The sequence below is a fragment of the Streptomyces sp. WAC03905 genome, from assembly GCF_057371075.1.
Window position 1 is genome coordinate 2,638,284 of the sequence record NZ_JBXYDZ010000003.1, and the last position, 23,977, is coordinate 2,662,260.

The 23,977-nt window shown below is 72.1% G+C and carries 23 protein-coding genes; 9 read left to right on the forward strand and 14 right to left on the reverse strand.

All coding sequences use genetic code 11. The features are described 5' to 3' along the window. Positions 1-308 precede the first annotated feature (308 nt). Complete coding sequence (locus AC2RP6_RS14145; RefSeq protein WP_486450332.1) at positions 309-932, forward strand: helix-turn-helix domain-containing protein; 624 nt, start codon at positions 309-311, stop codon at positions 930-932. A 53-nt stretch (positions 933-985) separates the two neighbouring features. On the opposite strand, the gene AC2RP6_RS14150 is transcribed toward AC2RP6_RS14145, so the two are convergent. Continuing rightward, complete coding sequence (locus AC2RP6_RS14150) at positions 986-2,011, reverse strand: ATP-dependent 6-phosphofructokinase (RefSeq protein WP_486446543.1); 1,026 nt, start codon at positions 2,009-2,011, stop codon at positions 986-988. A 271-nt stretch (positions 2,012-2,282) separates the two neighbouring features. Between AC2RP6_RS14150 and pta the strand changes: the two genes are divergently transcribed. The 3 genes from pta to pyk all read left to right on the forward strand — a co-directional run bounded on the left by pta (position 2,283) and on the right by pyk (position 7,149). Further along, positions 2,283-4,373 carry a phosphate acetyltransferase gene (gene pta, locus AC2RP6_RS14155; RefSeq protein WP_486446544.1) on the forward strand — a complete coding sequence of 697 codons (2,091 nt, stop codon included), beginning with the start codon at positions 2,283-2,285 and terminating at the stop codon, positions 4,371-4,373. 69 nt (positions 4,374-4,442) lie between these two features. Further along, entirely contained in the window at positions 4,443-5,657 is a 1,215-nt protein-coding gene (locus AC2RP6_RS14160; RefSeq protein ID WP_486446545.1) for an acetate kinase, read from the forward strand. A 61-nt stretch (positions 5,658-5,718) separates the two neighbouring features. Then, positions 5,719-7,149 carry a pyruvate kinase gene (gene pyk, locus AC2RP6_RS14165; RefSeq protein ID WP_486446546.1) on the forward strand — a complete coding sequence of 477 codons (1,431 nt, stop codon included), beginning with the start codon at positions 5,719-5,721 and terminating at the stop codon, positions 7,147-7,149. A 112-nt stretch (positions 7,150-7,261) separates the two neighbouring features. Here the strand turns inward: pyk and AC2RP6_RS14170 are convergent, their stop codons facing one another. From AC2RP6_RS14170 to AC2RP6_RS14185, 4 genes are all read right to left on the reverse strand, one after another. Next, positions 7,262-8,560 (reverse strand): hypothetical protein, encoded by a 1,299-nt coding sequence (locus AC2RP6_RS14170; RefSeq protein WP_486446547.1) that lies wholly within the window; start codon positions 8,558-8,560, stop codon positions 7,262-7,264. Next, positions 8,550-9,122, reverse strand: coding sequence for a DUF6114 domain-containing protein (locus tag AC2RP6_RS14175; RefSeq protein ID WP_486446548.1), 573 nt, complete (start codon positions 9,120-9,122; stop codon positions 8,550-8,552). Before AC2RP6_RS14175 ends, AC2RP6_RS14170 begins: the two co-directional genes overlap by 11 nt. Before the next feature lie 108 nt (positions 9,123-9,230). Beyond that, positions 9,231-9,872, reverse strand: coding sequence for a DUF6230 family protein (locus AC2RP6_RS14180; protein ID WP_486446549.1), 642 nt, complete (start codon positions 9,870-9,872; stop codon positions 9,231-9,233). Between the two features lie 638 nt (positions 9,873-10,510). Further along, entirely contained in the window at positions 10,511-11,509 is a 999-nt protein-coding gene (locus AC2RP6_RS14185; RefSeq protein ID WP_486446550.1) for a tetratricopeptide repeat protein, read from the reverse strand. Between the two features lie 249 nt (positions 11,510-11,758). Here AC2RP6_RS14185 and AC2RP6_RS14190 point away from each other — a divergent pair, with 249 nt between their 5' ends. Further along, a complete protein-coding gene (locus tag AC2RP6_RS14190; RefSeq protein ID WP_030826756.1) occupies positions 11,759-12,382 on the forward strand; it encodes a TetR/AcrR family transcriptional regulator in 624 nt (207 codons plus the stop codon). A 145-nt stretch (positions 12,383-12,527) separates the two neighbouring features. On the opposite strand, the gene icmA is transcribed toward AC2RP6_RS14190, so the two are convergent. From icmA to AC2RP6_RS14210, 4 genes are all read right to left on the reverse strand, one after another. After that, a complete protein-coding gene (icmA, locus tag AC2RP6_RS14195; RefSeq protein ID WP_486446551.1) occupies positions 12,528-14,228 on the reverse strand; it encodes a coenzyme B12-dependent isobutyryl-CoA mutase large subunit in 1,701 nt (566 codons plus the stop codon). An 87-nt stretch (positions 14,229-14,315) separates the two neighbouring features. After that, on the reverse strand, positions 14,316-14,645 hold the full coding sequence (locus tag AC2RP6_RS14200; protein WP_486446552.1) for a DUF3817 domain-containing protein: 330 nt from the start codon (positions 14,643-14,645) through the stop codon (positions 14,316-14,318). A 111-nt stretch (positions 14,646-14,756) separates the two neighbouring features. Next, the gene (locus tag AC2RP6_RS14205) at positions 14,757-15,266 is read right to left on the reverse strand and encodes a MarR family winged helix-turn-helix transcriptional regulator (protein WP_030655839.1); all 510 of its coding nucleotides are present in this window, start codon (positions 15,264-15,266) and stop codon (positions 14,757-14,759) included. A gap of 21 nt (positions 15,267-15,287) precedes the next feature. Beyond that, positions 15,288-16,541, reverse strand: coding sequence for an MFS transporter (locus tag AC2RP6_RS14210; protein WP_486446553.1), 1,254 nt, complete (start codon positions 16,539-16,541; stop codon positions 15,288-15,290). 93 nt (positions 16,542-16,634) lie between these two features. Between AC2RP6_RS14210 and AC2RP6_RS14215 the strand changes: the two genes are divergently transcribed. Together AC2RP6_RS14215 and AC2RP6_RS14220 are read left to right on the forward strand one after the other, a co-directional pair. Next, on the forward strand, positions 16,635-17,630 hold the full coding sequence (locus AC2RP6_RS14215; RefSeq protein WP_486446554.1) for an ArsR/SmtB family transcription factor: 996 nt from the start codon (positions 16,635-16,637) through the stop codon (positions 17,628-17,630). Positions 17,631-17,764: 134 nt separating this feature from the next. Next, positions 17,765-18,808 (forward strand): glycoside hydrolase family 6 protein, encoded by a 1,044-nt coding sequence (locus AC2RP6_RS14220; RefSeq protein ID WP_486446555.1) that lies wholly within the window; start codon positions 17,765-17,767, stop codon positions 18,806-18,808. A gap of 33 nt (positions 18,809-18,841) precedes the next feature. Here AC2RP6_RS14220 and AC2RP6_RS14225 read toward each other — a convergent pair whose 3' ends face one another. From AC2RP6_RS14225 to AC2RP6_RS14245, 5 genes are all read right to left on the reverse strand, one after another. Further along, positions 18,842-19,474, reverse strand: a complete 633-nt coding sequence (locus AC2RP6_RS14225; protein ID WP_486446556.1) for a TetR/AcrR family transcriptional regulator — start codon at positions 19,472-19,474, stop codon at positions 18,842-18,844. Beyond that, the gene (locus tag AC2RP6_RS14230) at positions 19,471-20,151 is read right to left on the reverse strand and encodes a DUF4166 domain-containing protein (protein WP_486446557.1); all 681 of its coding nucleotides are present in this window, start codon (positions 20,149-20,151) and stop codon (positions 19,471-19,473) included. Before AC2RP6_RS14230 ends, AC2RP6_RS14225 begins: the two co-directional genes overlap by 4 nt. Next, positions 20,148-20,846: a hypothetical protein gene (locus AC2RP6_RS14235; protein WP_486446558.1), complete on the reverse strand. Its 699-nt coding sequence runs from the start codon at positions 20,844-20,846 to the stop codon at positions 20,148-20,150. Before AC2RP6_RS14235 ends, AC2RP6_RS14230 begins: the two co-directional genes overlap by 4 nt. A 1,012-nt stretch (positions 20,847-21,858) precedes the next feature. Further along, positions 21,859-22,155, reverse strand: a complete 297-nt coding sequence (locus AC2RP6_RS14240) for an MTH1187 family thiamine-binding protein (protein WP_486446559.1) — start codon at positions 22,153-22,155, stop codon at positions 21,859-21,861. Beyond that, complete coding sequence (locus tag AC2RP6_RS14245; protein ID WP_486446560.1) at positions 22,152-22,496, reverse strand: DUF3817 domain-containing protein; 345 nt, start codon at positions 22,494-22,496, stop codon at positions 22,152-22,154. Before AC2RP6_RS14245 ends, AC2RP6_RS14240 begins: the two co-directional genes overlap by 4 nt. A 186-nt stretch (positions 22,497-22,682) precedes the next feature. Here AC2RP6_RS14245 and AC2RP6_RS14250 point away from each other — a divergent pair, with 186 nt between their 5' ends. Beyond that, entirely contained in the window at positions 22,683-23,321 is a 639-nt protein-coding gene (locus AC2RP6_RS14250; RefSeq protein ID WP_030826794.1) for an AIM24 family protein, read from the forward strand. After that, a complete protein-coding gene (locus tag AC2RP6_RS14255) occupies positions 23,321-23,971 on the forward strand; it encodes an AIM24 family protein (protein ID WP_030768970.1) in 651 nt (216 codons plus the stop codon). The genes AC2RP6_RS14250 and AC2RP6_RS14255 overlap by 1 nt, the downstream gene beginning before the upstream one ends. Positions 23,972-23,977 lie beyond the last annotated feature (6 nt).

Genomic DNA, 23,977 nt, shown 5'->3' on the forward strand with positions numbered 1-23,977 from the left:
GGCCCCACAGGAACCACGTACAGGAAGGCGTTCCGGTTCACATTCCGGGGAGGGCGTGTGAGGGGTCTTGCGTCGCCGGGCGTTGGCTGGAACCGTACTGAGTACTGGATCTTCGAGTGCCCCGATTACCGGACAGTCGCCGGAAAACTCGCCAAAAGCCCCCTACTTCCTAGGACTTTCCTACGAGGTATGGGCTTGTTTGTTTGGTCTGTAGGCGGCGCAGCCCGGCCACTTCTACGGTGTGCGGTGTGCACTCCAGCCCACCATTCAATGCCCCCGCCGCGCGGCGCCTGCGCGCGGCCCTGGGCATGGCTCCCGGACATGTCGCCTACGGCCTGCGCGCCCAGTACGGACTCGTCGTCGCGCCCGAGACGGTGATGGCCTGGGAGCGCGGGGAGATATCACCGTCGTCCGCCGAGCTCACCGCGCTCGCGGGCGTCCTGTGGTGCGCTCCGGGCGAACTGCTCGCCGAGCCGGTCACGTTGCGGGAGCACCGGATGGCCCGCGGGCTGGCCGCGGACGAACTGGCCCGGCGGATCGGCCTGGAGACGAGCGCCTACCAGAAGATGGAGGACACCGGGCGCTGGAAGGGCAACGAGCGGCAGTCCGCCGCCCTGGCCACGGTGCTCGGGCTGACCCTGGCCCAGTTCGTGACGGCGACCGGCAAGCACGAGGAGCTGGCCGAGCTGCTGCGCAGCGCGGTCACCACGCGCTGGCAGGCGTACGTGAAGCCGCTCGGCAAGCTGCTGCCGATCCCCCGGCACCACCTGGAGCGGGTGCTGGAGCAGCTGCACGGGGACTACCAGTCGCGGATGGTGGCGACGCTCAGCTGGGGCGGCGGTCAGGGCGAGGCGGCCAGCGGGGACGCGGGCCGCGAGTTCCTGACGGGCATCGTGGACCGCTTCTGGCAGCTCGCGGGCGGCGCGTCGTAGGTCGGGGCCGGGCCGCCCGGAGGGCGCGGGCGTCCGCCCGGGGCGGCCGGGGGTCAGAAGACCGACTCGGCCTCGTACATCCGGTCCTCGGGGACGGTCTTGAGCGCGGTGACCGCGTGGGCGAGGGGGGCCATCACGATGTCGGTGCCGCGCAGGGCGGTCATGTTGCCGAATTCGCCGCGGTGGACCGCCTCGACGGCGTGCCAGCCGAAGCGGGTCGCGAGGACGCGGTCGTAGGCGGTGGGGACGCCTCCGCGCTGGACGTGGCCGAGGATGACCGGGCGGGCCTCCTTGCCCAGGCGGTGCTCCAGCTCGACGGCGAGGCGGTTGCCGATGCCGGCGAAGCGCTCGTGGCCGTAGGCGTCGATCGCGCCCTTCTCGTACGGCATGGAGCCGGCGGCCGGGTGCGCGCCCTCCGCGACGCAGACGACGGCGAACTTCTTGCCGCGGGCGAAGCGTTCCTCGACCATCTTGACCAGGGCGTCCACCTCGAAGGGGCGCTCCGGCAGGCAGATGCCGTGGGCGCCGCCCGCCATGCCGGACTCCAGGGCGATCCAGCCCGCGTGGCGGCCCATGACCTCGACCACCATGACGCGCTGGTGCGACTCGGCGGTGGTCTTGAGGCGGTCGATGGCCTCGGTGGCGACCATGACGGCGGTGTCGAAGCCGAAGGTGCGGTCGGTGGAGGAGATGTCGTTGTCGATGGTCTTCGGGACGCCGACGACCGGCATGCCGGCGTCGGACAGCATGCGGGAGGCGGTCAGGGTGCCTTCACCGCCGATCGGGATGAGGGCGTCGATGCCGTAGCGGACGGCCAGCTCCTGCGCGTTCTCGGCGGCCTCGTGCAGCCGGGCCCGCTCCATCCGCGCCGAGCCGAGGATCGTGCCGCCGCGGGCGAGGATGCCGCTGACGGCGTTGATGTCGAGGGGGCGGAAGTGGCCGTCGAGGAGGCCCTTGAAGCCGTCCTCGAAGCCGATGACCTCGTCGCCGTGCCCGACGACCGCGCGGTGTACGACCGACCGGATGACAGCGTTGAGGCCCGGACAGTCGCCGCCCGCGGTGAGAACTCCGATACGCATCGTGCTGTGTCTCCTGCTCCTGGTCGCACCCGGCCGTGTGTGCGGGTGCCTGCGCCGGCCCGTACACGTGCAGGGCGTATTGATGCCGCCTGTCCGATTGTTCCACGGGCTCCGGGTGGGGCGCGCTCCGCGCCACTCGCCCCGGAGGCCTTCCGGCCCTCCGGACCGGGCCTTTGTTCCATCGGGCGCCCTATCCATTGGCGGAGGTATTGTCAAGAGGGCAAGCCAGTCCAACCGGGCCGATCGACCACACGAGAGACGGAGAGCACGCGTGACGCGCAGCGTGTACGTGACCGGTATCGAGCGGGGGGACGGCCGACAGGTCGTCGAACTCGGGATCATCGAACTCCTGACCCGGCAGACGGGCCGGGTCGGCGTCTACCGACCGCTGCTCCACGACGCACCCGACCGCCTCTTCGACCTGCTCAAGGCCCGCTACCGGATCGAGCAGGACGCCTCGACGGCCTACGGGATGGAGTACCGCGAGGCGTCGGCGATCCTGGCCGAGAAGGGCACCGACGAGCTGGTCTCCCAGCTCGTCGACCGCTACCACCGGCTGGCCCGGGACTACGAGGTCGTACTCGTCCTCGGCACGGACTACGCCGACACCAACCTCCCCGACGAGCTGGCGCTCAACGCCCGCCTCGCCAACGAGCTGGGCGCGGTCGTCGTCCCCGTCGTGGGCGGCACCAAGCACCCTGCCGAGGCCGTGCGCGCCGAGGCCCGCAACGCCTACCGGGCGTACGAGAGCCTGGGCTGCCACGTCGTCGCGATGGTCGTCAACCGGGTGGCCGCGGAGGACCGGGACCTGATAGCCGAACGGCTGGCGGCCCGCCTCCCCGTGCCCTGCTACGTGCTGCCGGACGACAAGTCGCTGTCCGCCCCGACGGTCGCCCAGATCACCAGGGCGCTGGACGGCGAGGTGCTCCTCGGTGACGAGGCGGGCCTGGCCCGCGACGCGCTGGACTTCGTCTTCGGCGGCGCCATGCTCCCGAACTTCCTGAACGCCCTGACGCCGGGCTGCCTGGTCGTGACCCCCGGCGACCGCTCCGACCTCGTCATCGGCGCGCTCGCCGCGCACGCCTCGGGGACCCCGCCGATCGCCGGTGTGCTGCTCACCCTGAACGAGCGGCCGGGCCAGGACATCCTGACGCTGGCCTCGAAGCTGGCGCCGGGCACGCCCGTGGTGTCGGTGGCCGGCAACAGCTTCCCGACCGCCGCCGAACTGTTCTCGCTGCAGAGCCGGTTGAACTCCGCGACCCCGCGCAAGCTGGAGACCGCGCTCGGCCTCTTCGAGCGGCACGTGGACACCGGCGAGCTGCGCGGCCTGCTCTCGGTGGGCCGCTCCGAGCGCGTCACGCCGATGATGTTCGAGCACGAGCTGCTGGAGCGGGCGCGTTCCGAGCGCCGCCGCGTCGTACTGCCCGAGGGCGCCGAGGAGCGCGTGCTGCGCGCCGCGGACGTGGTGCTGCGCCGGGGCGTCTGCGACCTGACCCTGCTGGGCGACGAGCAGACGATCCTGAAGAAGGCCGGGGACCTCGGTGTCGACATCTCGGCCGCACAGCTCATCGACCCGGCGACCTCCCCGCTGCGGGAAGGTTTCGCCGAGTACTACGCGCAGGTCCGCGCCCACAAGGGGATGACCGTCGAGCTGGCCCACGACGTGGTCACCGACGTCAACTACTTCGGCACCCTGATGGTCCAGCGGGGCCTGGCCGACGGCATGGTCTCCGGCTCGGTGCACTCCACCGCCGCGACCATCCGCCCGGCCTTCGAGATCATCAAGACCAAGCCGGAGGCGTCCATCGTCTCCTCGGTCTTCTTCATGTGCCTGGCCGACCGGGTCCTCGTCTACGGAGACTGCGCGGTCAACCCCGACCCTAACGCCGAGCAACTGGCCGACATCGCCGTCCAGTCCGCGGCCACCGCCGCCGCCTTCGGTGTCGAGCCGCGGATGGCGATGCTCTCGTACTCGACGGGCACCTCCGGTTCGGGCGCCGACGTCGACAAGGTGCGCAAGGCCACCGAGATCGTCCGCGAGCAGCGCCCCGACCTGGCCGTCGAGGGCCCGATCCAGTACGACGCGGCCGTGGAGCCCTCCGTCGCCGCGACGAAGCTGCCGGGGTCGGAGGTGGCCGGCCGGGCGACCGTGCTGGTCTTCCCCGACCTCAACACCGGCAACAACACCTACAAGGCGGTGCAGCGTTCGGCGGGCGCGGTCGCGGTCGGCCCGGTGCTCCAGGGCCTGCGCAAGCCCGTCAACGACCTGTCGCGCGGCGCACTCGTCCAGGACATCGTCACCACCGTGGCCATCACCGCCATCCAGGCGCAGGGCGCCCCGGGCCCCGCCGCCACCGCCTGACCCGCTCCGCCCCTTCCTCCTTCTCCCGTTCCCCCCTCTCCACCGCCCGCGACAAGGAAAGACCCCGCCGTGACCGCATCGCGCGTACTCGTCCTCAACTCCGGCTCCTCGTCCGTCAAGTACCAGCTCCTCGACATGGCGGACCGGTCGCGCCTGGCCGTCGGCCTGGTCGAGCGCATCGGCGAGGAGACCTCCCGGCTGGTGCACGAGCCGCTCACCGGCCCGGCGGCGACCGGCGGCAGACGCGAGCAGAACGGCCCGATCGCGGACCACGAGGCCGCCCTGAAGGCCGTGGCCGCCGAGCTCGCGGCCGACGGGACGGGTCTGGACTCCCCCGAGCTGGCCGCGGTGGGCCACCGGGTGGTGCACGGCGGGACGCGCTTCACCCGGCCGACCGTGATCGACGACGAGGTCCTCGCGGAGATCCGGAACCTGATCCCGCTGGCGCCGCTGCACAACCCGGCGAACGTCACGGGCATCGAGGTGGCCCGCTCGCTGCGCGCGGACATCCCCCAGGTCGCCGTCTTCGACACCGCCTTCCACTCGACGATGCCGGAGCACGTGGCGCGGTACGCGATCGACGCGGCGACCGCGGACGCGTACTCCGTCCGGCGGTACGGCTTCCACGGCACCTCCCACGCCTACGTCTCCCGGGCGACGGCCGCCCTGCTCGGCAGGCCGGTGGAGGACGTGAACGTGATCGTGCTGCACCTCGGCAACGGCGCGTCCGCCTCGGCCGTGCGGGGCGGGATCTGCGTGGAGACGTCCATGGGCATGACCCCGCTGGAGGGGCTGGTCATGGGCACCCGGTCGGGCGACCTCGACCCGGCGGTCGTCTTCCACCTGGCACGGGTGGGCGGCCTCTCGGTGGACGAGATCGATTCGCTCCTGAACAAGAAGAGCGGTCTGCTGGGCATGTGCGGCGACAACGACATGCGCGAGGTGCTGCGGCGGGCGGGCGAGGGCGACGCGTCGGCACGCCTTGCCTTCGACGCCTACGTCCACCGGCTGAAGAAGTACATCGGGGCCTACTCGGCGGTGCTGGGCCGGGTGGACGCGGTGGCGTTCACGGCCGGGGTCGGGGAGAACGCCCACCAGGTCCGGGAGGCGGCGGTCGACGGCCTCGCCGAGCTGGGTCTGGCGCTGGATCTCGAAGCCAACGCGGCGCGTTCCCCGCAGCCGCGGCTGATTTCGGCGGATCATGCCCGGGTGGCCGTGGCGGTGGTCCCGACGGATGAGGAACTGGAGATCGCCACCCAGGCGTACGCGCTGGTTACCCATTAGTCACTTGGACTTTCCACCAGCCGGAATATTCCGCTGCGAAACAAACCGATAGGATCCAGTCATGCGCCGTTCCAAAATCGTCTGCACGCTGGGCCCCGCCGTCGACTCGTATGAGCAGCTGAAAGCGCTCATCGAGGCAGGCATGAACGTGGCCCGATTCAACTTCAGCCACGGGTCCCAGGCAGAACACCAGGAGCGGTACGACCGCGTCCGGCAGGTCTCCGAGGACACCGGGCGCGCCGTCGGCGTCCTCGCCGACCTCCAGGGCCCGAAGATCCGTCTGGAGACCTTCGCCGAGGGCCCCGTCGAGCTGGTGCGCGGTGACGAGTTCACCATCACCACCGAGGACGTCCCGGGCGACAAGTCCATCTGCGGCACCACCTACAAGGGGCTCCCGGGCGACGTCGCCAAGGGCGACCAGGTCCTGATCAACGACGGCAACGTCGAGCTTCGGGTGACGGAGGTCGACGGCCCCCGGGTGAAGACCATCGTCATCGAGGGCGGTGTCATCTCGGACCACAAGGGCATCAACCTGCCGGGTGCCGCCGTGAACGTCCCCGCCCTGTCGGAGAAGGACGTCGACGACCTGCGCTTCGCCCTGCGGATGGGCTGCGACATGGTCGCCCTGTCCTTCGTGCGCGACGCCAACGACGTCAAGGACGTCCACAAGGTGATGGACGAGGAGGGCCGCCGGGTCCCCGTCATCGCCAAGGTGGAGAAGCCCCAGGCCGTCGAGAACATGGAGGCCGTGGTCGCCGCCTTCGACGCGGTCATGGTGGCCCGCGGTGACCTGGCCGTCGAGTACCCGCTCGAAAAGGTCCCGATGGTCCAGAAGCGGCTCATCGAGATGTGCCGCCGCAACGCCAAGCCGGTGATCGTGGCGACCCAGATGATGGAGTCGATGATCACCAACTCCCGTCCGACGCGCGCGGAGGCGTCCGACGTCGCCAACGCGATCCTCGACGGCGCGGACGCGGTCATGCTGTCGGCCGAGTCCTCGGTCGGCGCCTATCCGATCGAGACCGTCAAGACGATGTCGAAGATCGTCGCGGCGGCCGAGGAGGAGCTCCTCTCCAAGGGCCTCCAGCCGCTGGTCCAGGGCAAGAAGCCGCGCACCCAGGGCGGCTCCGTGGCCCGCGCGGCGTGCGAGATCGCGGACTTCCTCGGCGCCCAGTCGCTGATCGCCTTCACCCAGTCCGGTGACACCGCCCGCCGCCTGTCGCGCTACCGGGTGACCCAGCCGATCCTGGCCTTCACCACCGACGTCAACACCCGCAACCAGCTCACGCTGAGCTGGGGCGTCGAGTCGTACATCGTCCCGCACGTGGACACCACCGACGCGATGGTCGACCTGGTCGACGGCGAGCTGCTCAAGCTCGGCCGCTACAACGACGGCGACACCATGATCATCACGGCCGGTTCGCCCCCCGGCGTACCCGGCACCACCAACATGGTCCGGGTCCACCACCTGGGTGGCGTCGCCCGCGGCTGACGCCGCAGCGCCGCACCCGACTCTGCCGCACAGAGACCGAGGGCGGCACCCCGCAGCGATGCGGGGTGCCGCCCTCGGTGTGTACGGCGTGCGGCGCTCGGCCCTGCGCGGACTACTCCGGCGGGCCGATGTAGTTCTTCAGGCCCGGGACCGTGAGGGTCCCGCCGAACTGCGCCGCCTGGACGACCTTGACGTCCGTGAAGAAGGCGAACGGGACGTTCAGCGGCGGCGGGCTGTTCGGGGTGAACTCGATCGGGATCAGACCGAACAGGTTCCCCTTGAGGCTCTCGGTGTACATCGTCACCGTGCCGCCGCGGATCTTGGACGTGGAGCCCGGACGGGACTTCAGGTGGGCGACGTTCCCGTTCTTGCCGACCGTCTGGTAGAGGTCCTTGATGTCCAGGGAGTCCGCGGTGAACTTCAGGACCTTCTTGACCTTGCCGCCGGCGGTCTTCACCTCGACGATGCCGTGGTAGTCCAGGCCGTAGAGGGTCAGCAGCGAGCTGTCGAGGTACCAGGGCTCGTCCGGCAGGAGCGGGATGCCCTGCTCCAGCTCGGCGTTGGCGAGGGCCTCGGCGTCGTAGGTCGGGCAGGGGAAGGGCTCCTTCCCGTCCGGGTCCTTCTTCGCCTCGTCCTTGTCGTCCTTGCCCTTGTCCTTGTCGGCGTCGTCCTTGTCGGCCTTGTCCTCGCCGCCCTCGTCCTTGGGCGTCTCGTCCTTGGGCTTCTTGACGGTGTCCTTGACGGCGTCCGGCAGTTCCTCGACCTTGGCGCCCGCCTGCTTGGCCGCGTCCCGGATCGCGTCGGCGGCCGGGTCCGGGGCCGGGGCCGGCTTGGCCGTCGTGGACGGCGTGGCCGTGGGCGTCGGGGTCGCCTTGGTGTCCTTGAGCGGCTGGCCGAGCCCGTCGATGAGGTCCTTGAGCTTGTCGCCGACGCCCAGCGGGTCCAGCGGGTTCGCGGACTTGGTCGGCGCCGGCGTGGTCGGCGCCGGCGTGGTGGTCGCCGGGGCCGGGGCGTTCGCCGACGGGGACTTGGCGGTCTCCGGCGCGGCGCCGGCCTTCGGCTTCGCGGCCGTCGACGGTGCGGGCGACGCGCTGGGCGACGCGCTCGGCGAGGCCGTCGTGGAGGGCGTGGGGGACGGGGACTTCGACTCGGTCTCCGCCGGCTCGTCGGAGCGCGTCACGCACGGTCCGGGCGCGAAGGGGATCTCCTTGTCGTCGGCCACGGCCAGCTTGGGCGCCATGCCCATGCCGACGAACACGGCCGTCGGCATCGCCGCCAGTGCCATGGTCTTGCCGACGGGTATCTGGATCTTGTTCAGCAGCGACTTCCTGGGCGCCGCGTGGCGCGGGCCCTTCCTCTCACGGGACTCTGCGCCCGGGGCCACGGCCCGCTGCGTCTCGTCACCCCGCACTGTTCCTCCCGCCATCGGCGTGGGCAGTCGTCTCGCTCGCGTTTGCCGTCTCCGTCGCACGGGGTCCGGGGACGCCCGGCGCACCCGCCATCGCCTCCGACTTGGTCAGGGGGACGGTGGCCGGCGGCTGGTCCGCAGGCTCCTCGTCCACCGGCTGTCCGGGGGCCCACGACAGCGCCAGGGCGCCGCCGACCAGGGAGCAGATGAAGCCCATCCCGAATCCGCCGAGGTTGGAGACCGGCAGGGACACGAGCGCCAGCAGGATCGAGGCGACGCCGGCGAAGACACGGATGGTCTGCTGGAACCAGAGGGCCAGGCCCAGCGTGATGAGCAGTACACCGATGATCAGTGCGCCCGCGCCGCCGGTGGTGGCCATGGCGAGACTGACGTTGCCCAGCCGGAGGTCCGCATACGGGAAGTACGCGATCGGGAAGCCACCGAGGAGCGTGAACAGCCCGGCCCAGAAGGGACGGCGACCGCGCCAGGCGCGGAAGTGGTAGTACACCACGGTGAGCCAGGCGTCGTCTTCTGCGCGAACGTAAACCGGGGCCTGGGGGTTCATGGACAACAGCTCCCTGGAAACGGTGGTACGGAGAACTCTGTGGAGCCCGGACGGGCGGGCGGCAACGGCCGCCGGCGCCCGCCCGTCCGGTCATTCACCAGGACCGGATCAGTCCTTGATGTCCTGGTAGCACGGCTGGTCGCCACCGAGCAGACGCAGCTTCAGGTCGGGCAGCTTGAAGGTGCCCGCCGTGGTCGCCCACGCCTTCTGACGCACGTTGGTCAGGATCGCCTTGTCGGCGCGCTGCGAGAACGCGTACGGGCTGGTGACCGTGCCGGCCTGCGGCTTGGTCTTGTGACCCGCGTCGCCGACCGCGACACCGATGTCCAGGTTCTTGAACTCGGCGTCGGTGTCGAGCTCCGCAACATCCAGGTAGATGTTGTCGGCGACGGCCGGCTTGCCCTTGTGGCCGGTGCGCAGCTGCAGCGTGATGTTGCCCAGCGGCGTCGGGGTCACCAGCGACTGGCACATGTTGGTGATCTCGGCGTGGCTGAACCCGGAGATCGTCACCGGGTGGTGCTGCGCATTGCCCTTGAGGTCGTGCCCCTCGGCGATGCCGCCGTACTGGATGAGGTTGTCACCGTCGAGCTTGTCGGCCGAGACCTTGAAGTCCTGGCCGGAGACGCTGAAGGACGCCGCGAGGGCACCCTGCGCCAGACCCACACCGACCGCGGCCGTGGCCGCGATGCTCGGCACCATGACGAGCGCGAAGCGCTTCCATCTGGTCCCGCCACGAACCTGAGAACTCATTTCGTTCCTCCTTCTCGGACGTACATCTCCGGTCCGGGCCGTGCCCGTCCTGGGATGGGAGAAGTGCTACGTCCTCGGGAAGGAGCGCAGGCGGCCGGGCCGCGGCCGTGCCACGTCCGATACACCGGCGTTCACCCCCGAGCGACAACCACTGGGCCACGCGTTCGCGCAACCTGGAGGACAGGCCCCGCCGTGTGGCAGAGACCCCCCTGTCCCACGGCCGGTGCCACTGCCACCGGCCGGCCCGGTGGGGACCCTCCACCGCGGCTCCGAGTGAGCGGCTCTGCGGGAAGGACCGAGCGTCGCCGATCGTGGTCCATTCCCGGCCGGGGCACAAGGGGGTTCGTTACTGGCGGGTAACGGCCCGATAACCTGAATGCTGCCCGTAACCGTCCGTCGGCAACACAGGGTGCCACCAAGGGCCATGACAGAACGGCAAAATGGTGAACACACCGGACAGTTCACAGGGTTCGATTTACTGCGAGTAACAGCGGCCGCAATTGCCAAGTTTTGGCAAAGTGCGGCCGCTGTTTATCTACGTGTCAACAAATCGGCGGCGCTCCGGCGACGTCCGCGACCCTGCGCGGGACCGGTCCGGAGCGGCTGCGCGGCCGGTCCGGCGCCGGATCGGAGCCGGTCTAGAAGAGCACGCGCGCCAGCGCCGTCCGCGCCGCGGTGACCCTCGGGTCGTCGGCGCCGATGACCTCGAACAGTTCGAGCAGCCGCAGCCGCACCGCATCCCGGTCGTCACCGAACGTGACCTTCACGGTGTCCACCAGACGACCGAAGGCGTCCTCCACGTGACCGCCGACCAGGTCCAGGTCGGCCGCGGCGATCTGCGCCGCGGGGTCGCGCGGGTTCTCGGCCGCGGCGGAGCGCACCTGCTGCGGGTTCATGTGCTGCACCCGGGCGAGCAGCTCGGCCTGGGCGAGGCCCAGCTTGGCCTCGGTGTTGCCGGGGTCGTCCGCGAGCACGTTCTTGTACGCCTGCACCGCGCCGCCGAGGTCACCGGCGTCCAGCGCGACGACGGCCGCCTCCAGCAGCGCGTCGTGCGGGCCGGCCGGGGCCTCGGTCTCGACGGGCCCGGCGGGTCCCTCGGCGTTCGGGTCGACCTCGATGCCGATGATCCCGAAGCGCTCCTCGGCGACCTGGACCAGCTGGGCGAGGGTTTCGCGGATCTGCTGCTCCGGGGCGACGCCCTGGAAGAGCGGCAGCACCTGACCGGCGACCACGGCGAAGACGGCCGGGATGCCCTGGATCTGGAACTGCTGCATCAGCATCTGGTTGGCGTCGACGTCCACCTTGGCCAGCACGAGACGGCCGTTGGCCTCGGTGACCAGGCGCTCCAGGAGCGGGCTGAGCTGCTTGCACGGCTGGCACCACTCGGCCCAGAAGTCCAGGACGACCGGGACTTCCGCGGAGAGCTGGAGCACATCACGTTCGAAGCCGGCCTCGTCTACGTCGACGACGAGCGCGGACGGCGGAACGGCGCCGACGGCCGGGCCGGCCCCGCCGCCCTGGCCCGCCTGGCGGGCCGCTTCGGCACGGGCCTGCTCGGCCTTGGCCTTGGCCTCGCCGGCCGCCTTCACCGCGGCGAGGTCGACGACGCCGCTCATGGACATGTTTCTGGGCTGCATGCGTACATCCTCCCCCGTGTGCGCGCGCCGACGAAAAAGATCGCGTGAATTGGCCGTGCGGTCGTACTGTCGCGATCGTGTTGCTGGGCGGCGCCGGGTCCCCACCTGGCGCCTGTAGCTCTTCGCGTGGTTGTCGCTCTTACGCTACGAGCCGTAGCGTAACTCCCCCGGAGGGCCCGCGCGCCCCCGCCGTGACCGTGATCTGAACCACAGCGTCCCGTTCGGCTACCGACGGGTATGGTCTCGGCCATGCGCAACCCCAGCCCCGGACGCACCGGTCGCCCCCGCAGCGCGGCCGCGGACGCCGCCATCCTCGCCGCCACCCGGGACGCGCTGGTCGAGCTGGGCTGGTCGAAGCTGACGATGGGCGACGTCTCGGCCCGCGCGGGCGTCGCCAAGACCACCCTGTACCGGCGCTGGGCGGGCAAGAGCGAGCTGGTCGTGGACGCCGTCGCGGAACTCTTCGACTCCCTCGAACTGCCGGACCGGGGCTCCCTGGAAGCCGACATCGAGTACGTGGTGCTGCGCTTCGCGGAGCTGCTGCGCCGCCCGGAGGCCCGTACGGCCCTGATGGCGGTCGTCTCGGAGTCCACCCGGGACGAGGCCCTGCGTGACCGGATCCGGTCGGCGATCGTCGACCGGCAGAAACGTCTCGTCGTACTGGGCCGCGAACGCGCCCAGGCCCGCGGCGAACTCCCCTACGAAGAGGACGAGTTCCTCGCGGGCCGGACCACGGACCTGATCTTCGACGTGATCGCGGGCACCGTGGTGCACCGCGCCCTGGTCAGCTCCGAGCCGGTGGACGAGCTCTGGGTGGCCGCCTTCACGGCCCTGCTGATGCACGGCCTCCGCGGCCCCTCGGCCGCCGCCTGACCCCCGGCGGGTCCGCTCACACCACGGGCCCGGCATGCGGCCGGCGGACGCTGACCCCGGGCCCGGAAACGGGAAGGCCGGTCGTGCCCCCACCGTACGGGGAGGGGCACGACCGGCCTTCGACGCGGGTTCCGGGCCGGCGGGATCAGAAGCCCGGGGGCTCCGTGTAGACACCCCACTCGTCCCGCAGCGCGTTGCAGATCTCGCCCAGCGTCGCCTCGGCTCGCACGGCGTCCAGCATGGCGGGGATCATGTTCGACCCGTCGCGGGCCGCGTCCAGCATGGCCGTGAGGGAGGAGGCGACCTTTGCGTCGTCGCGGCGGCCCTTGCGGTCGGCGAGCACGCGGACCTGCTCGCGCTCCACCTCGTGGCTGACCCGGAGGATCTCCAGGTCGCCGGTGACCGAGCCGTGGTGGACGTTGACGCCGACGACCCGCTTGTCGCCCTTCTCCAGCGAGCGCTGGTACTGGAAGGCCGACTCGGCGATCTCGCCGGTGAACCAGCCGTCCTCGATGCCGCGCAGGATGCCCGAGGTGATCGGCCCGATGGGGTGCCGGCCGTCCGGGTGGGCGCGCAGCCCGCGCTCCTTGATCTGCTCGAAGATCTTCTCGGCGTCGGCCTCGATGCGGTCGGTGAGCTGCTCCACGTACCAGGAGCCGCCCAGCGGGTCCGCCACGTTGGCGACGCCGGTCTCCTCCATCAGCACCTGCTGCGTGCGCAGGGCGATCTCGGCCGCCTGCTCGCTCGGCAGCGCGAGGGTCTCGTCGAGGGCGTTGGTGTGCAGCGAGTTGGTGCCGCCGAGAACGGCCGCGAGGGCTTCCACGGCGGTGCGCACGACGTTGTTGTACGGCTGCTGCGCGGTGAGGGAGACGCCGGCGGTCTGCGTGTGGAAGCGCAGCCACATCGACTTCTCGCTCTTGGCCCCGTAGACCTCCTTCATCCAGCGCGCCCAGATCCGGCGGGCCGCGCGGAACTTGGCGATCTCCTCGAAGAAGTCGAGGTGCGCGTCGAAGAAGAAGGACAGGCCGGAGGCGAAGTGGTCGACGTCCAGGCCGCGGGAGAGGCCCAGCTCGACGTAGCCGAAGCCGTCGGCGAGGGTGTAGGCCAGCTCCTGCGCGGCCGTGGCCCCGGCCTCACGGATGTGGTAGCCGGAGACGGACAGCGGCTTGTAGGCCGGGATGCCCTTCGCGCAGTACTCCATGAGGTCGCCGATGAGGCGCAGGTGCGGCTCGGGCTCGAAGAGCCACTCCTTCTGGGCGATGTACTCCTTGAAGATGTCCGTCTGGAGCGTGCCGTTCAGGACGGCCGGGTCCACGCCCTGGCGCTCGGCGGCGACGAGGTACATGCAGAAGGCGGGCACGGCCGGGCCCGAGATGGTCATCGAGGTCGTGACGTCGCCGAGGGGGATGTCCTTGAAGAGGACCTCCATGTCGGCGGCGGAGTCGATGGCGACGCCGCAGTGGCCGACCTCGCCGAGCGAGCGGGGGTCGTCGGAGTCGCGCCCCATGAGGGTCGGCATGTCGAAGGCGACGGAGAGGCCGCCGCCGCCGGCGGCCAGGATCATCTTGTAGCGCTCGTTCGTCTGCTCGGCGTTGCCGAAGCCGGCGAACTGGCGGATGGTCCAGGTCCGGCCGCGGTAGCCGGTGGCGTGCAGACCGCGGGTGTACGGGTACTCCCCGGGCCAGCCGATCCGCTCGAAGCCCTCGTACGCGTCGCCGGGCCGGGGGCCGTAGACCGGCTCGACCTCGTCGCCGGAGAGCGTGGTGAAGTCTGCCTCGCGCTTGCGGGCCTTGTCATAACGGGCCTGCCAGCGGCGGCGGCCCTCCTCGATGGCGTCAGCGTCCATACCCACGAATTTACTAGGACGTCCTAGTAAATGTCGATGGCAAACCCCCGGGGACTCGCCCCGGGGGTGGGTGAAGCTCGCCCCGTATCAGGCCCGGGCGGTCGCGAGGGAGTCGCTGACCAGCGGCTCGACCTCGGCACGCACCGTGCGCTCGACGAAGAACGCGGCCAGCGGAATGGTGCCCGACACGAGCACCCAGAGCAGCTTGCCGAAGCTCCACTTGGCCTTGGAGCCCAGGTCGAAGGCGAAGACCAGGTAGATCATGAAGAGCACACCGTGGGCCTGCGACACGAAGAAGGTCAGTTCGGCACCGGTGTCGAAGCCGTACTTCGCCACCATGCAGGCGCAGAGGATCAGGAGCATGACCGCGGTCACGTAGGCCATGACGCGGTAGCGGGTCAGCACGCTTCGTTTCATGCCGACGAGCCTAACCGTCCGTTTTGCTCGATCTTGACGCGGCCCCGGTATCGAGGCCCCGGTATCGCGGGACCGGTATCGAGGCCCCGGTATCGCGGGGCCGGCAAGGACTCAGGACTCCTCGAAGTCCGCGGCGGCCACCCGCAGCGGGCGGAGCAGGGCGAAGATCTCGCCGCACTCCTCGGCGTCGTAGGCGCCCAGGCCGAAGTCGACGGCCATCAGGTCCTTCGTGGCGGCCTCGACGACCTCCCGGCCCTTCTCCGTGATGGAGGCGAGGGTGCCGCGGCCGTCGTTGGGGTTGGGCCGCTTGGCGACCAGCCCGGACCGCACCAGGCGGTCCACGGTGTTGGTCACCGAGGTCGGGTGGACCATCAGCCTCTCGCCGATCTTGGACATCGGCAGCTCGCCCGCCTTGGAGAAGGTGAGCAATACCAGGGCCTCGTAGCGGGCGAAGGTCAGCCCGTACGGCTTGACGACCGCGTCGACCTCGCCGAGCAGGATCTGGTGGGCGCGCATGATCGAGGTGATCGCGGCCATCGAGGGCACGGGCCCCCACCGCTGCTGCCAGAGCTCGTCGGCGCGGGCGATGGGGTCGAAGGGGAGGCTGAGCGGCTTGGGCACGCGACCGACCCTACCGGGAGGTCACTTCCCGGCGCGGGCCGTCTCATCCCTCAGTCGCTCCTCCTGCCGGACGGCGGACCGCAGTTCGGCCAGGAGCCCCAGCACGACGGCAGTGCCGAGGGCTCCGGCGCCGGTGACGACCCCGTGCACCGGGAAGAACTCGGCGGCCAGCCCGGCCAGGGCCATGCCGACCCCCTGGAGGGTCATCAGGCCGGTGCTGAGCAGGGTCATCGCCCGGCCGCGCAGCTCGTCGGGGACGGCTTCGACGTACCACTGGTCGAGCCCCAGGGTGTGGGCGTGGGCCAGACCGGCGAGCAGCAGCGCGAGCAGGACGAGGGGCACGCCCGGCCGGCCCGCGTAGAGGAGGAACGGCAGCAGGCCGGTGGCGGCGAGCGGGGCGACGATCCGCGAACGCGTCCGGGCGCTGAGCGCGGAGCCGGCCCAGAGCTCACCGGCGATGGTGCCGACGGGCATGGCGCACATCATCAGCCCGAGCACGGCGGTGGTGGCGCCGATGCCGTCGGCGTACGCGGCGAGCAGCGCCTCGGGGACGACGAGGAAGACGGGCGGCAGCCAGAACAGCAGGGTGAGCGCCCGCAGCCGGCGCCGTCCCAGGACGGCCCGTATGCCGGCGAGCGGTGAGGTGCGCGCGGTGGTCCGCGCCGTACGGGCTCGGGTGCCCAGCCGCAGCAGCAGGGCCGAGCAGAGGAATCCGGCGGCGGTCAGCGCGATGGCGCCGCGCGGGGCGAGCACGGTGAGCAGCAGTCCGCCGAGCCCGAAGCCGATGAGCTGGGCGCTCTGGGCGACCAGGCGCAGCAGCGAGCGGCCCAGGACGTAGGCCTCGCCGGAGCCGAGGATGTCGGGGAGGGAGGCGTTGCGCGTGCCCTGGAAGAGGGGCGCGACGAAGGCCATCGCGCAGCGCAGGGCGAGGAGGGCGGCGACGGGGGTGGCGGGCAGCACCATGACCGCCGCGCACGCCGCGCAGAGGAGGTCGCACGTGACGAGCACCCGCCGGGCGGGGAGGCGGTCGGCGATCCCGGCGAGCAGGGTGCCGCCGAGGGCGTGGGGGAGGAAGCCGAGCGCGAAGGTGAGCGCGCTCATCAGGGGTGATCCGGTGAGGCGGTAGACGAGGACGGAGAGGGAGATCTCGGCGACGACCAGGCCGAGTACGGACATCAGGTGCGCGGCGAAGACGGCGGGGAATTCCGGGGTCCGGAAGACGGTGCGGTAGCCGACGGTGGCCGCATCGGCCGGGGCCGGGGTGACGGGTGCCATGACGGCAGCGTCGGGGGCCTAGGCTGGCCGGCGTAGAGATTCGGCCAGGGACGAATGTCCGGCGGGACGGTTCGCGGAGCGGGAGGGTGCGGCATGGGGTTGCACCATCGTTTCGGGCACGAGGACCTGCTGCGGTGCCGGTTCGCCCTGTCGCCGGCGTGGGAGACGCAGGAGGCGATCCGGACCCTGAGCCGGCCGGACCGGCAGGGCTACCACCTGCCGTGGCTGCGGCGGATCCGGGCCGCAGCCGACGGACTGGACCTGCGGCCGCTGTGGCTGCTGATGCCGCGCCGGGGGCACAGCACGGACTTCATCAGCCCGCCGCCGAGCGGTCCCGGCGTCTCCTTCGAGGAGGAGCTCGCGGTGATCCGCGCCGCCGACCCGGCCGCGGCGCGCGAGGACATGCGCAGGTCGCTGGCCTGCACGCCGGGGGCGCTCGACAGCGACCTGGGGCGTCACCTGCTCGCCGATCCGGCGCGGGCGGTGCGCGAGCTGGCGGACCTGCTGGAGCGGGCCTGGGGCGTGCTGGTCGAGCCGCACTGGCCGCGGCTGCGGGCCCTGCTGGAGGCGGACGTCCTCTTCCATACCCGCCGTCTCGCGGCCGGCGGGCTGGAGTCGCTGTTCGACGGCCTGCACCCCGGCCTGTCCTGGGACGCGGCCTCGCTCACCCTGACCATCGAGCGGCCCACGCACCACGACCGCGTCCTGGGCGGCCAGGGGCTGCTGCTCATGCCGAGCGCCTTCGTCTGGCCGCAGATCGCCGGCGGCTTCGACCCGCCCTGGCAGCCGACCGTCGTCTACCCGGCGCGGGGCGTCGGAGCCCTGTGGACCCCGGCGGGTGCGGACACGCCGGACGCGCTGGCCCGGCTGCTGGGCCGGGCCAGGGCGGACGTGCTGTGCGCGCTGGACGAACCGGCGTCCACCACGGCCCTGGCCCACCGCCTGGGTCTGGCCCCGTCCACCGTCTCGGCCCACCTGGGGGTCCTGCACGCTGCGGGTCTGCTCATCTCCGCCCGCCGGGGCCACCAGGTGCTCTACGAGCGCACTCCGCTGGCGATCGCCCTCACCACCGGGGACACCGCGGGCTGACCGGCGCCCGACCGCCGGTGCCGGTGTCGTGGGAGGTGTCGCGGGAGGTGTCGCGGAGCCGGTCCGACGGTCCGTCATGTCACCATATTCCGGTCTTGCGGTCTGCTGCCCGACCCTTCGTCCCGAGGAACCGGATGCCACGCGTCGCCCCCAGGTCGTACCCCAGGCCGCGCCGTCCCGGGACCTCGGCCGTCCTCGGCCTGCTCGTGCTCCTCGCGGCGGCCCCGGCCTGCACCTCGGCGCCGGAGCCCGCACCGCGCCCGCCCGCCGGTCCCGGCGCCCCGTCCGCCGCCGACGGCGCGTCCGCCTTCTGGGTGGACCCGCACGGCGACGCGGCCCGGCAGGTCGAGGCGTGGGAGGCGAGGGGCCGCTACGACGACGCGCAGGTGCTGCGCCGGATCGCCGACCGGCCGGTCGCCCTGTGGGGGCGGCCGGGCGATCCCGGCCCGGCGATCCGCCGGGCGCGCGCGGGCGCGAAGGCCGCCGGCCGGACGCTGGTGCTCACGGCGCACCACATCCCGCACCGCGACTGCGGCCGTCAGCGGGCCGGGGGCGCCGCCGACGCCGGCGCCTACCGGCGGTGGATCGGCGCCTTCGCCGACGCGATCGGCGACGCCCGGGCCCTCGTCGTCCTGGAGCCGCACGCCGTCGCGCACGCCGTCGAGGGCTGCGTCCGCGCCGGGCAGCGCGCCGAGCGCTACCGGCTCCTCTCCGAGGCGGTCGACCGGCTCAAGCGCAACCGCGGCACGAAGGTCTACCTCGACGCCGGCGGTCCGGAGTGGATCCGCGATCCCGAGGACCTCGCCGGCCCGCTGCGCGAGGCGGGCCTCGAACGGGCCGACGGCTTTGCCCTGAACGTCTCCGGCTTCCAGCCGGACGCGGCCGTCCGCGCGTACGGCGCCGAGCTGTCCCGGGCCGCCGGTGGCCGGCACTTCGTCATGGACACCGGCCGCAATGGGGCGGGCGCGCTGACGGGCGAGCGCACCGCGGCCTCCTGCAACCCGCCCGGTCGCGCCCTGGGCACGCCGCCGACCGACCGGACCGGTGACCCGCTCGTCGACGCGTACCTCTGGGTGAAGCGGCCCGGCGAGTCCGACGGGACCTGCCGCGGCGGCCCGGCGGCCGGCACCTGGTGGCCCGAGCAGGCCCTGGGCCTGGCCCGCCGCGCCCGCGACTGATCCGCCGTACCCGGCCGGGCCGCCGCACGCGGTTCAGCCGCGGGTGCCGCGGCGCAGTCCGTGGCGCACGGCGCGCTGGCTCAGCGGGCCGAGGCCCTCCAGTACGGCGGCCAGTGAGGCGAGTTGCTCCAAGGCGTCGAAGGCGTTGCCGGCGCCCTGCGGGTCCACCGCTTCGTACAGCTCGATCCCGACGAAGGAAGCGGCGGTCGCGCGGGCGAGCCCCGCGGGGTCGGCGAACCCGTCCAGCGGGGTGGCCGCGAGCAGCCGGGTGAGCACCTCCTCCAGCTCCTCGATCCACAGGCCGAGTCCGGCGGCGGTGGCGGCGGCGAGGGCGGGCGAGTTCTGTCCGGCGGCCAGCAGCTGCCCGAGCATGGCGACGTGTCCGGCCTCGCGCTCCTCGGCGTGCATCGCGCGGGCGAACTCCACCAGTTCGGTGAGACTGCCCAGCCCCGCGAGCCGGTCGCGGTAGCGGTCCACCCGCTGCGCGGCGCCGTACCGGCAGGCGGCGGCGAGCAGGTCGTCGACGGAGCCGAAGTGGTAGAAGATCAGGCCCTGGCCGACCCCGGCGGTGGCCGCGATGGTGCGGGCCGACGCCTTGGCGATGCCCTGCTCCACGAGCGTGCGCAGGGCTCCTTCGAGGAGCTTCTCCTTGGTGGCCGCGCTCACGCCCGGGCCTCCTCGCGCACCGGCCGCAGGTCTCCGCGGACGCCGTGCGCGCGGACGTCCACGTACCGCGCGGTGAAGGACCCCTCGTAGCCGAAGAGCGGTCCGAAGCGGCGGTTGACCACGCGCACCCGGATCCGGAACCGGCCGGTGGCGTCGTCGAAGGACTCGCGCACCTCGGCGTCGCCGCCGATGAGGTCGGGGACGCGGACGTCGACGGGGCCCTCGCGGAAGCGGTGTTCGCCGGAGCGGATGAGCAGCGAACCGTCGGGCTCGGCGCTCATGTGCAGGTCGCTGGCGAGGTGCTGGTGCGTGCCCAGGTAGTCGAGGACGCAGTCGCGCTCACGGCTGTGGACCATCGTGGCGTCGAACCGGTGCGGCCCGCCGGGCAGCCGGAAGGTCCGGACGAAGGTGACGGTCTCGCGCCCGTAGGAGTCGAGGTAGGGGAGGTTCTCGATGACGAAGGGGACGTCACGGCCCTCGCGCGGCACCAGGATGTTGCGCATCCCGCCGAGCCGGAGGAACGGCTTCACGAAGCTGCCGCCGTGCCATATGCGTTCCATGGTCCCCTGGCCGACGCAGCCCTCGCCGCTGTCCAGCCCGACCGAGAACCGGCGCTGGATCTGCGGGTGCAGGCGGTCGAAGTCGGCGCCCATGTGGGTCCGGAAGATGGAGGTCATGACGGCTCCAGGGTGCTGAGCAGGCGGGGTGCGGTGGCGGGCGTGCGGCCGGGCGGCGTGCGCAGGCAGCGGCGCGCGGCCGGAGTGCCGGGCAGGGGCGGCAGCAGCAGCGCGGCGGCCAGGACGAACGGGGCCGCGGCGACGGGGGCGTACAGCAGGACGGCGGCGCAGACCAGGGCGCGCAGCGCGCTCTCGCCGAGCGCCCGGGCGAGGGCGACGCCGGGGGTGGTCCCGCGTTCGCACCACAGCCGCAGCCGGTCGAAGGACCAGGCGGTGGCCCAGCCCATGAGGGGCCGGAAGACGAAGCGGTCGGCCAGGGCCCCGGCGCGGCCCCAGCGGGGCCGGTAGTCGTAGCCGGTGAGGAAGCGGATGCCGTCGCCGTCCGGTACGTAGCGCCAGTACCCGCTGCCCTCGGCGAGCAGCGAGAGCGGGTGGTCCGAGGCGAACCGCAGGGCCGACACCCGGGTCCCGTCGGGCCGGCGGCGCTCCCCCGCGGAGACGCCGGTCCCGTCGACCGAGACGAAGGGCAGTACGCGGGTGGCGTACCGGAACCGCTGCGGCTCGTCCTCGGAGCGCGGGAGGTAGTCGATGGAGGTGAACCTGAGGTCCCACCGCTGGTGGAGGGCCGGATCCTGGCTGCGTTCCCACAGCTCGTCCATCCCCGCCCGGATCACCGTCTCGACGTACAGGCTCACGCCCGCCCCCCGTTCCCCTTTTTGAGCGATCGCTCAACCGGGACCCTAAGCGAACTTGAGCGATCGCTCAACCCTTTCCCCTGCGGTGCGCTTGGCGTGTGCGGGCCGGTGCCCGGGCGCTGCCCGGACCCGCGCGGTGTGCCCTGCGGCCGGCTCGGCGGTGCGCTTGGCGTGTGCGGGCGGTGTTCCGGGCGCTGCCCGGACCCGCGCCTCAATCGCCGGCGGGGCTGGATGGTCGGGCCGGGTCGGCCTGGTCGGTGCGGGGTGCCGCGGCGGTGGGCTTGGCGTGTGCGGGCCGGTGCCCGGGCGCTGCCCGGGCCCGCGCCTCAATCGCCGGCGGGGCTGGATGGTCGGGCCGGGTCGGCCTGGTCGGTACGGGGTGCCGCGCCGGGGTGTCTCCTCGGCTCGGCGCGTGCGGGCCATCGCGGCCAGACGGCCCAGGTCGCGCGCTCGTCCTGCGGGGACACCCCGCCCCGTCCCCCCTCCCCTCACGCCACCGGCGGGGTGGGGACACGCAGGAGGGTCCCCGCAGGACGAGGCGCAACCCCCGGGTACAGCCGCGAACCGCCCGCACGCGCCGAGCCGAGGAGACCCTCGTGCGGGGCACCACCCCAAAACCCCGCCGAGCCCCGCGCCGGAACCAGCCCGAACCGCACATCGCCGAGACCAACCAGCCCCGCCGGCGTTTGAGGCGCGGGTCCGGGCAGCGCCCGGGACACGGCCCGCACCGCCGAGCCGACCGCAGGGCGCACCGCGCGGGTCCGGGCAGCGCCCGGGACACGGCCCGCACCGCCGAGCCGACCGCAGGGCGCACCGCGCGGGTCCGGGCAGCACCCGGAACACCGGCCCGCACAACGCCCAGCCGACCGCAGGGCACACCGCGCGGGTCCGGGCAGCGCCCGGAGAACCGGCCCGCACCGCCGAGCCGCCCGCAGGGCGGGCCGCGGGGGGCGCATGCGAAAGCGCCCCCGGCCACGTGGCCGGGGGCGCTTCGGGGGTGTGGGGGCGGGGGTCAGCCCTGTTCGAGGTGGCGTTCCACCGTCTCGACCTTCGAGGTGATGCCGTCCGTGACGCCGGGCCGGATGTCGGCCTTGAGGATGAAGGAGACGCGCGGCGCCCGCTCCTCGACGGCGGCGACCGCGCGACGGACCACGTCCATCACTTCGTCCCACTCGCCCTCCACCGTCGTGAACATCGCGTCGGTGCGGTTCGGCAGGCCCGACTCACGGACCACCCGGACCGCGTCGGCGACGTACTCCCCGACCTCTTCACCGACCCCGAGCGGGGTCACCGAGAACGCGACGATCATGCCCGGGCCGCCTCACGGGCACGGGCCGCCACCACGCTGTCCGCCTCTTCGCGCTTGAGCAGCTTGTCCCCGTACAGGCCGCCCAGGGGAACCACCGCGAGGACGAAGAAGAGCACGACCTTCTTGAAGGGCCACTTCGCCTTGTACCAGACGTCCAGCAGCAGGACCGCGTACACCATGAACAGGAACGCGTGCAGAAGACCCAGCGGCAGCAGCAGGTAGTCGATGTCCGAGATCCGGCTCAGCAGCGAGCCGAAGATCAGCAGGGCCGGGAACGACAGCGCCTCCGGCACGGAGACGAGGCGCAGGCGGTGCAGGGCGGAGGCGGTCTTGATGTCCACGTGGAACCTTCGGGGTGGAGGCCAGGGTCGCCTCCAGTGTCTCAGCCGCTTTACGGGATCTTGACCCGGCCCCTCCCGCTCGGAGCGGGCCCGGATCGCACCGGTTTCAGGGTCATACCGCCGAGGTGTGGCATATCTCGGTCACGGGCCCTGTTCGCGTACGCCCGCTGCCGATAACGTCTCCCCGTGGCTCAGTTCCGACTCCAAGGCAGCAAGGTGCTGGCCGTCGACCTGACCGGGGACGCCGTGAAAGCGAAGAACGGCTCCATGGTCGCGTACGACGGGCAGATGGCCTTCAAGAAGATGACCGGCGGCGGCGAAGGCCTCCGCGGCATGGTGACCCGCCGACTGACCGGCGAACAGATGACGGTGATGGAGGTGCAGGGGCACGGCACCTGCTTCTTCGCCGACCGAGCGAGTGAGATCAACCTGGTCAATCTGCGCGGCGAGAAGCTCTACGTCGAGTCCAGCAACCTGCTGTGCACCGACGCGGGCCTGCGGACCGGCACCACCTTCACGGGGCTGCGCGGCGCCTCGACGGGCAACGGCCTGTTCACCACGACGGTCGAGGGCTCCGGCCAGGCGGCCATCATCTCCGACGGTCCGGCCGTGGTGCTGCGCGTGAGCGCCCAGTACCCGCTGTCCGTGGACCCGGGCGCGTACATCGCGCACACGGGCAACCTTCAGCAGTCCTTCCAGTCCGGTGTGACCTTCCGCACGCTGATCGGTGAGGGTTCCGGCGAGGCGTTCCAGATCCGCTTCGAGGGCGAGGGCCTGGTCTACGTGCAGCCCAGCGAGCGCAACACCATCGGGGGCGACGTCTGATGCCGTTCCGTGAGATCAACTCGAAGATGGTCGAGGCCCAGGTCGTCCCGGGCCAGAGGATGTTCAGCCAGCGCGGCGCGATGCTCGCGTACCGCGGCGACGTCTCCTTCACCCCGAGCCTGACGGGTGGTCAGGGCGGGGTCATGGGCATGATCGGCCGCCGCGTGGCGAACGAGCAGACCCCGCTGATGACGGTCGAGGGCAGCGGCACGGTGATGTTCGGCCACGGCGGCCACCACATCCAGGTGATCAACCTGACCGGCGAGACCCTCTACGTCGAGGCCGACCGGCTGCTCGCCTTCGACGGCACCCTCCAGCAGGGCACGATGTTCATGGGCTCGCAGGGCGGGGTCATGGGCATGGTCCGCGGCCAGGTCACCGGCCAGGGCCTGTTCACCACCACCCTCAAGGGCCACGGCTCGGTCGCGGTGATGGCCCACGGCGGGGTCATCGAACTCCCCATCACCCCGAACCGGCCGGTCCACGTGGACCCCCAGGCCTACGTGGCCCACCACGGGGACGTCAGGAACAAGCTCTCCACCGCCCTCGGCTGGCGCGACATGGTGGGGCGCGGCTCGGGCGAGGCGTTCCAGCTGGAACTGTCCGGCCAGGGCGCGGTGTACGTACAGGCCTCCGAGGAGAAGCTGTGAACTTTG

Excerpts from the sequence above, each read along its gene's own strand:
- AC2RP6_RS14145 (WP_486450332.1), top strand. The coding sequence starts at position 309 with ATGGCTCCCGGACATGTCGCCTACGGCCTGCGCGCCCAGTACGGACTC.
- AC2RP6_RS14150 (WP_486446543.1), bottom strand. The coding sequence starts at position 2,011 with ATGCGTATCGGAGTTCTCACCGCGGGCGGCGACTGTCCGGGCCTCAAC.
- pyk (WP_486446546.1), top strand. The coding sequence starts at position 5,719 with ATGCGCCGTTCCAAAATCGTCTGCACGCTGGGCCCCGCCGTCGACTCG.
- AC2RP6_RS14175 (WP_486446548.1), bottom strand. The coding sequence starts at position 9,122 with ATGAACCCCCAGGCCCCGGTTTACGTTCGCGCAGAAGACGACGCCTGG.
- AC2RP6_RS14180 (WP_486446549.1), bottom strand. The coding sequence starts at position 9,872 with ATGAGTTCTCAGGTTCGTGGCGGGACCAGATGGAAGCGCTTCGCGCTC.
- AC2RP6_RS14185 (WP_486446550.1), bottom strand. The coding sequence starts at position 11,509 with ATGCAGCCCAGAAACATGTCCATGAGCGGCGTCGTCGACCTCGCCGCG.
- AC2RP6_RS14190 (WP_030826756.1), top strand. The coding sequence starts at position 11,759 with ATGCGCAACCCCAGCCCCGGACGCACCGGTCGCCCCCGCAGCGCGGCC.
- icmA (WP_486446551.1), bottom strand. The coding sequence starts at position 14,228 with ATGGACGCTGACGCCATCGAGGAGGGCCGCCGCCGCTGGCAGGCCCGT.
- AC2RP6_RS14200 (WP_486446552.1), bottom strand. The coding sequence starts at position 14,645 with ATGAAACGAAGCGTGCTGACCCGCTACCGCGTCATGGCCTACGTGACC.
- AC2RP6_RS14210 (WP_486446553.1), bottom strand. The coding sequence starts at position 16,541 with ATGGCACCCGTCACCCCGGCCCCGGCCGATGCGGCCACCGTCGGCTAC.
- AC2RP6_RS14215 (WP_486446554.1), top strand. The coding sequence starts at position 16,635 with ATGGGGTTGCACCATCGTTTCGGGCACGAGGACCTGCTGCGGTGCCGG.
- AC2RP6_RS14220 (WP_486446555.1), top strand. The coding sequence starts at position 17,765 with ATGCCACGCGTCGCCCCCAGGTCGTACCCCAGGCCGCGCCGTCCCGGG.
- AC2RP6_RS14230 (WP_486446557.1), bottom strand. The coding sequence starts at position 20,151 with ATGACCTCCATCTTCCGGACCCACATGGGCGCCGACTTCGACCGCCTG.
- AC2RP6_RS14240 (WP_486446559.1), bottom strand. The coding sequence starts at position 22,155 with ATGATCGTCGCGTTCTCGGTGACCCCGCTCGGGGTCGGTGAAGAGGTC.
- AC2RP6_RS14255 (WP_030768970.1), top strand. The coding sequence starts at position 23,321 with ATGCCGTTCCGTGAGATCAACTCGAAGATGGTCGAGGCCCAGGTCGTC.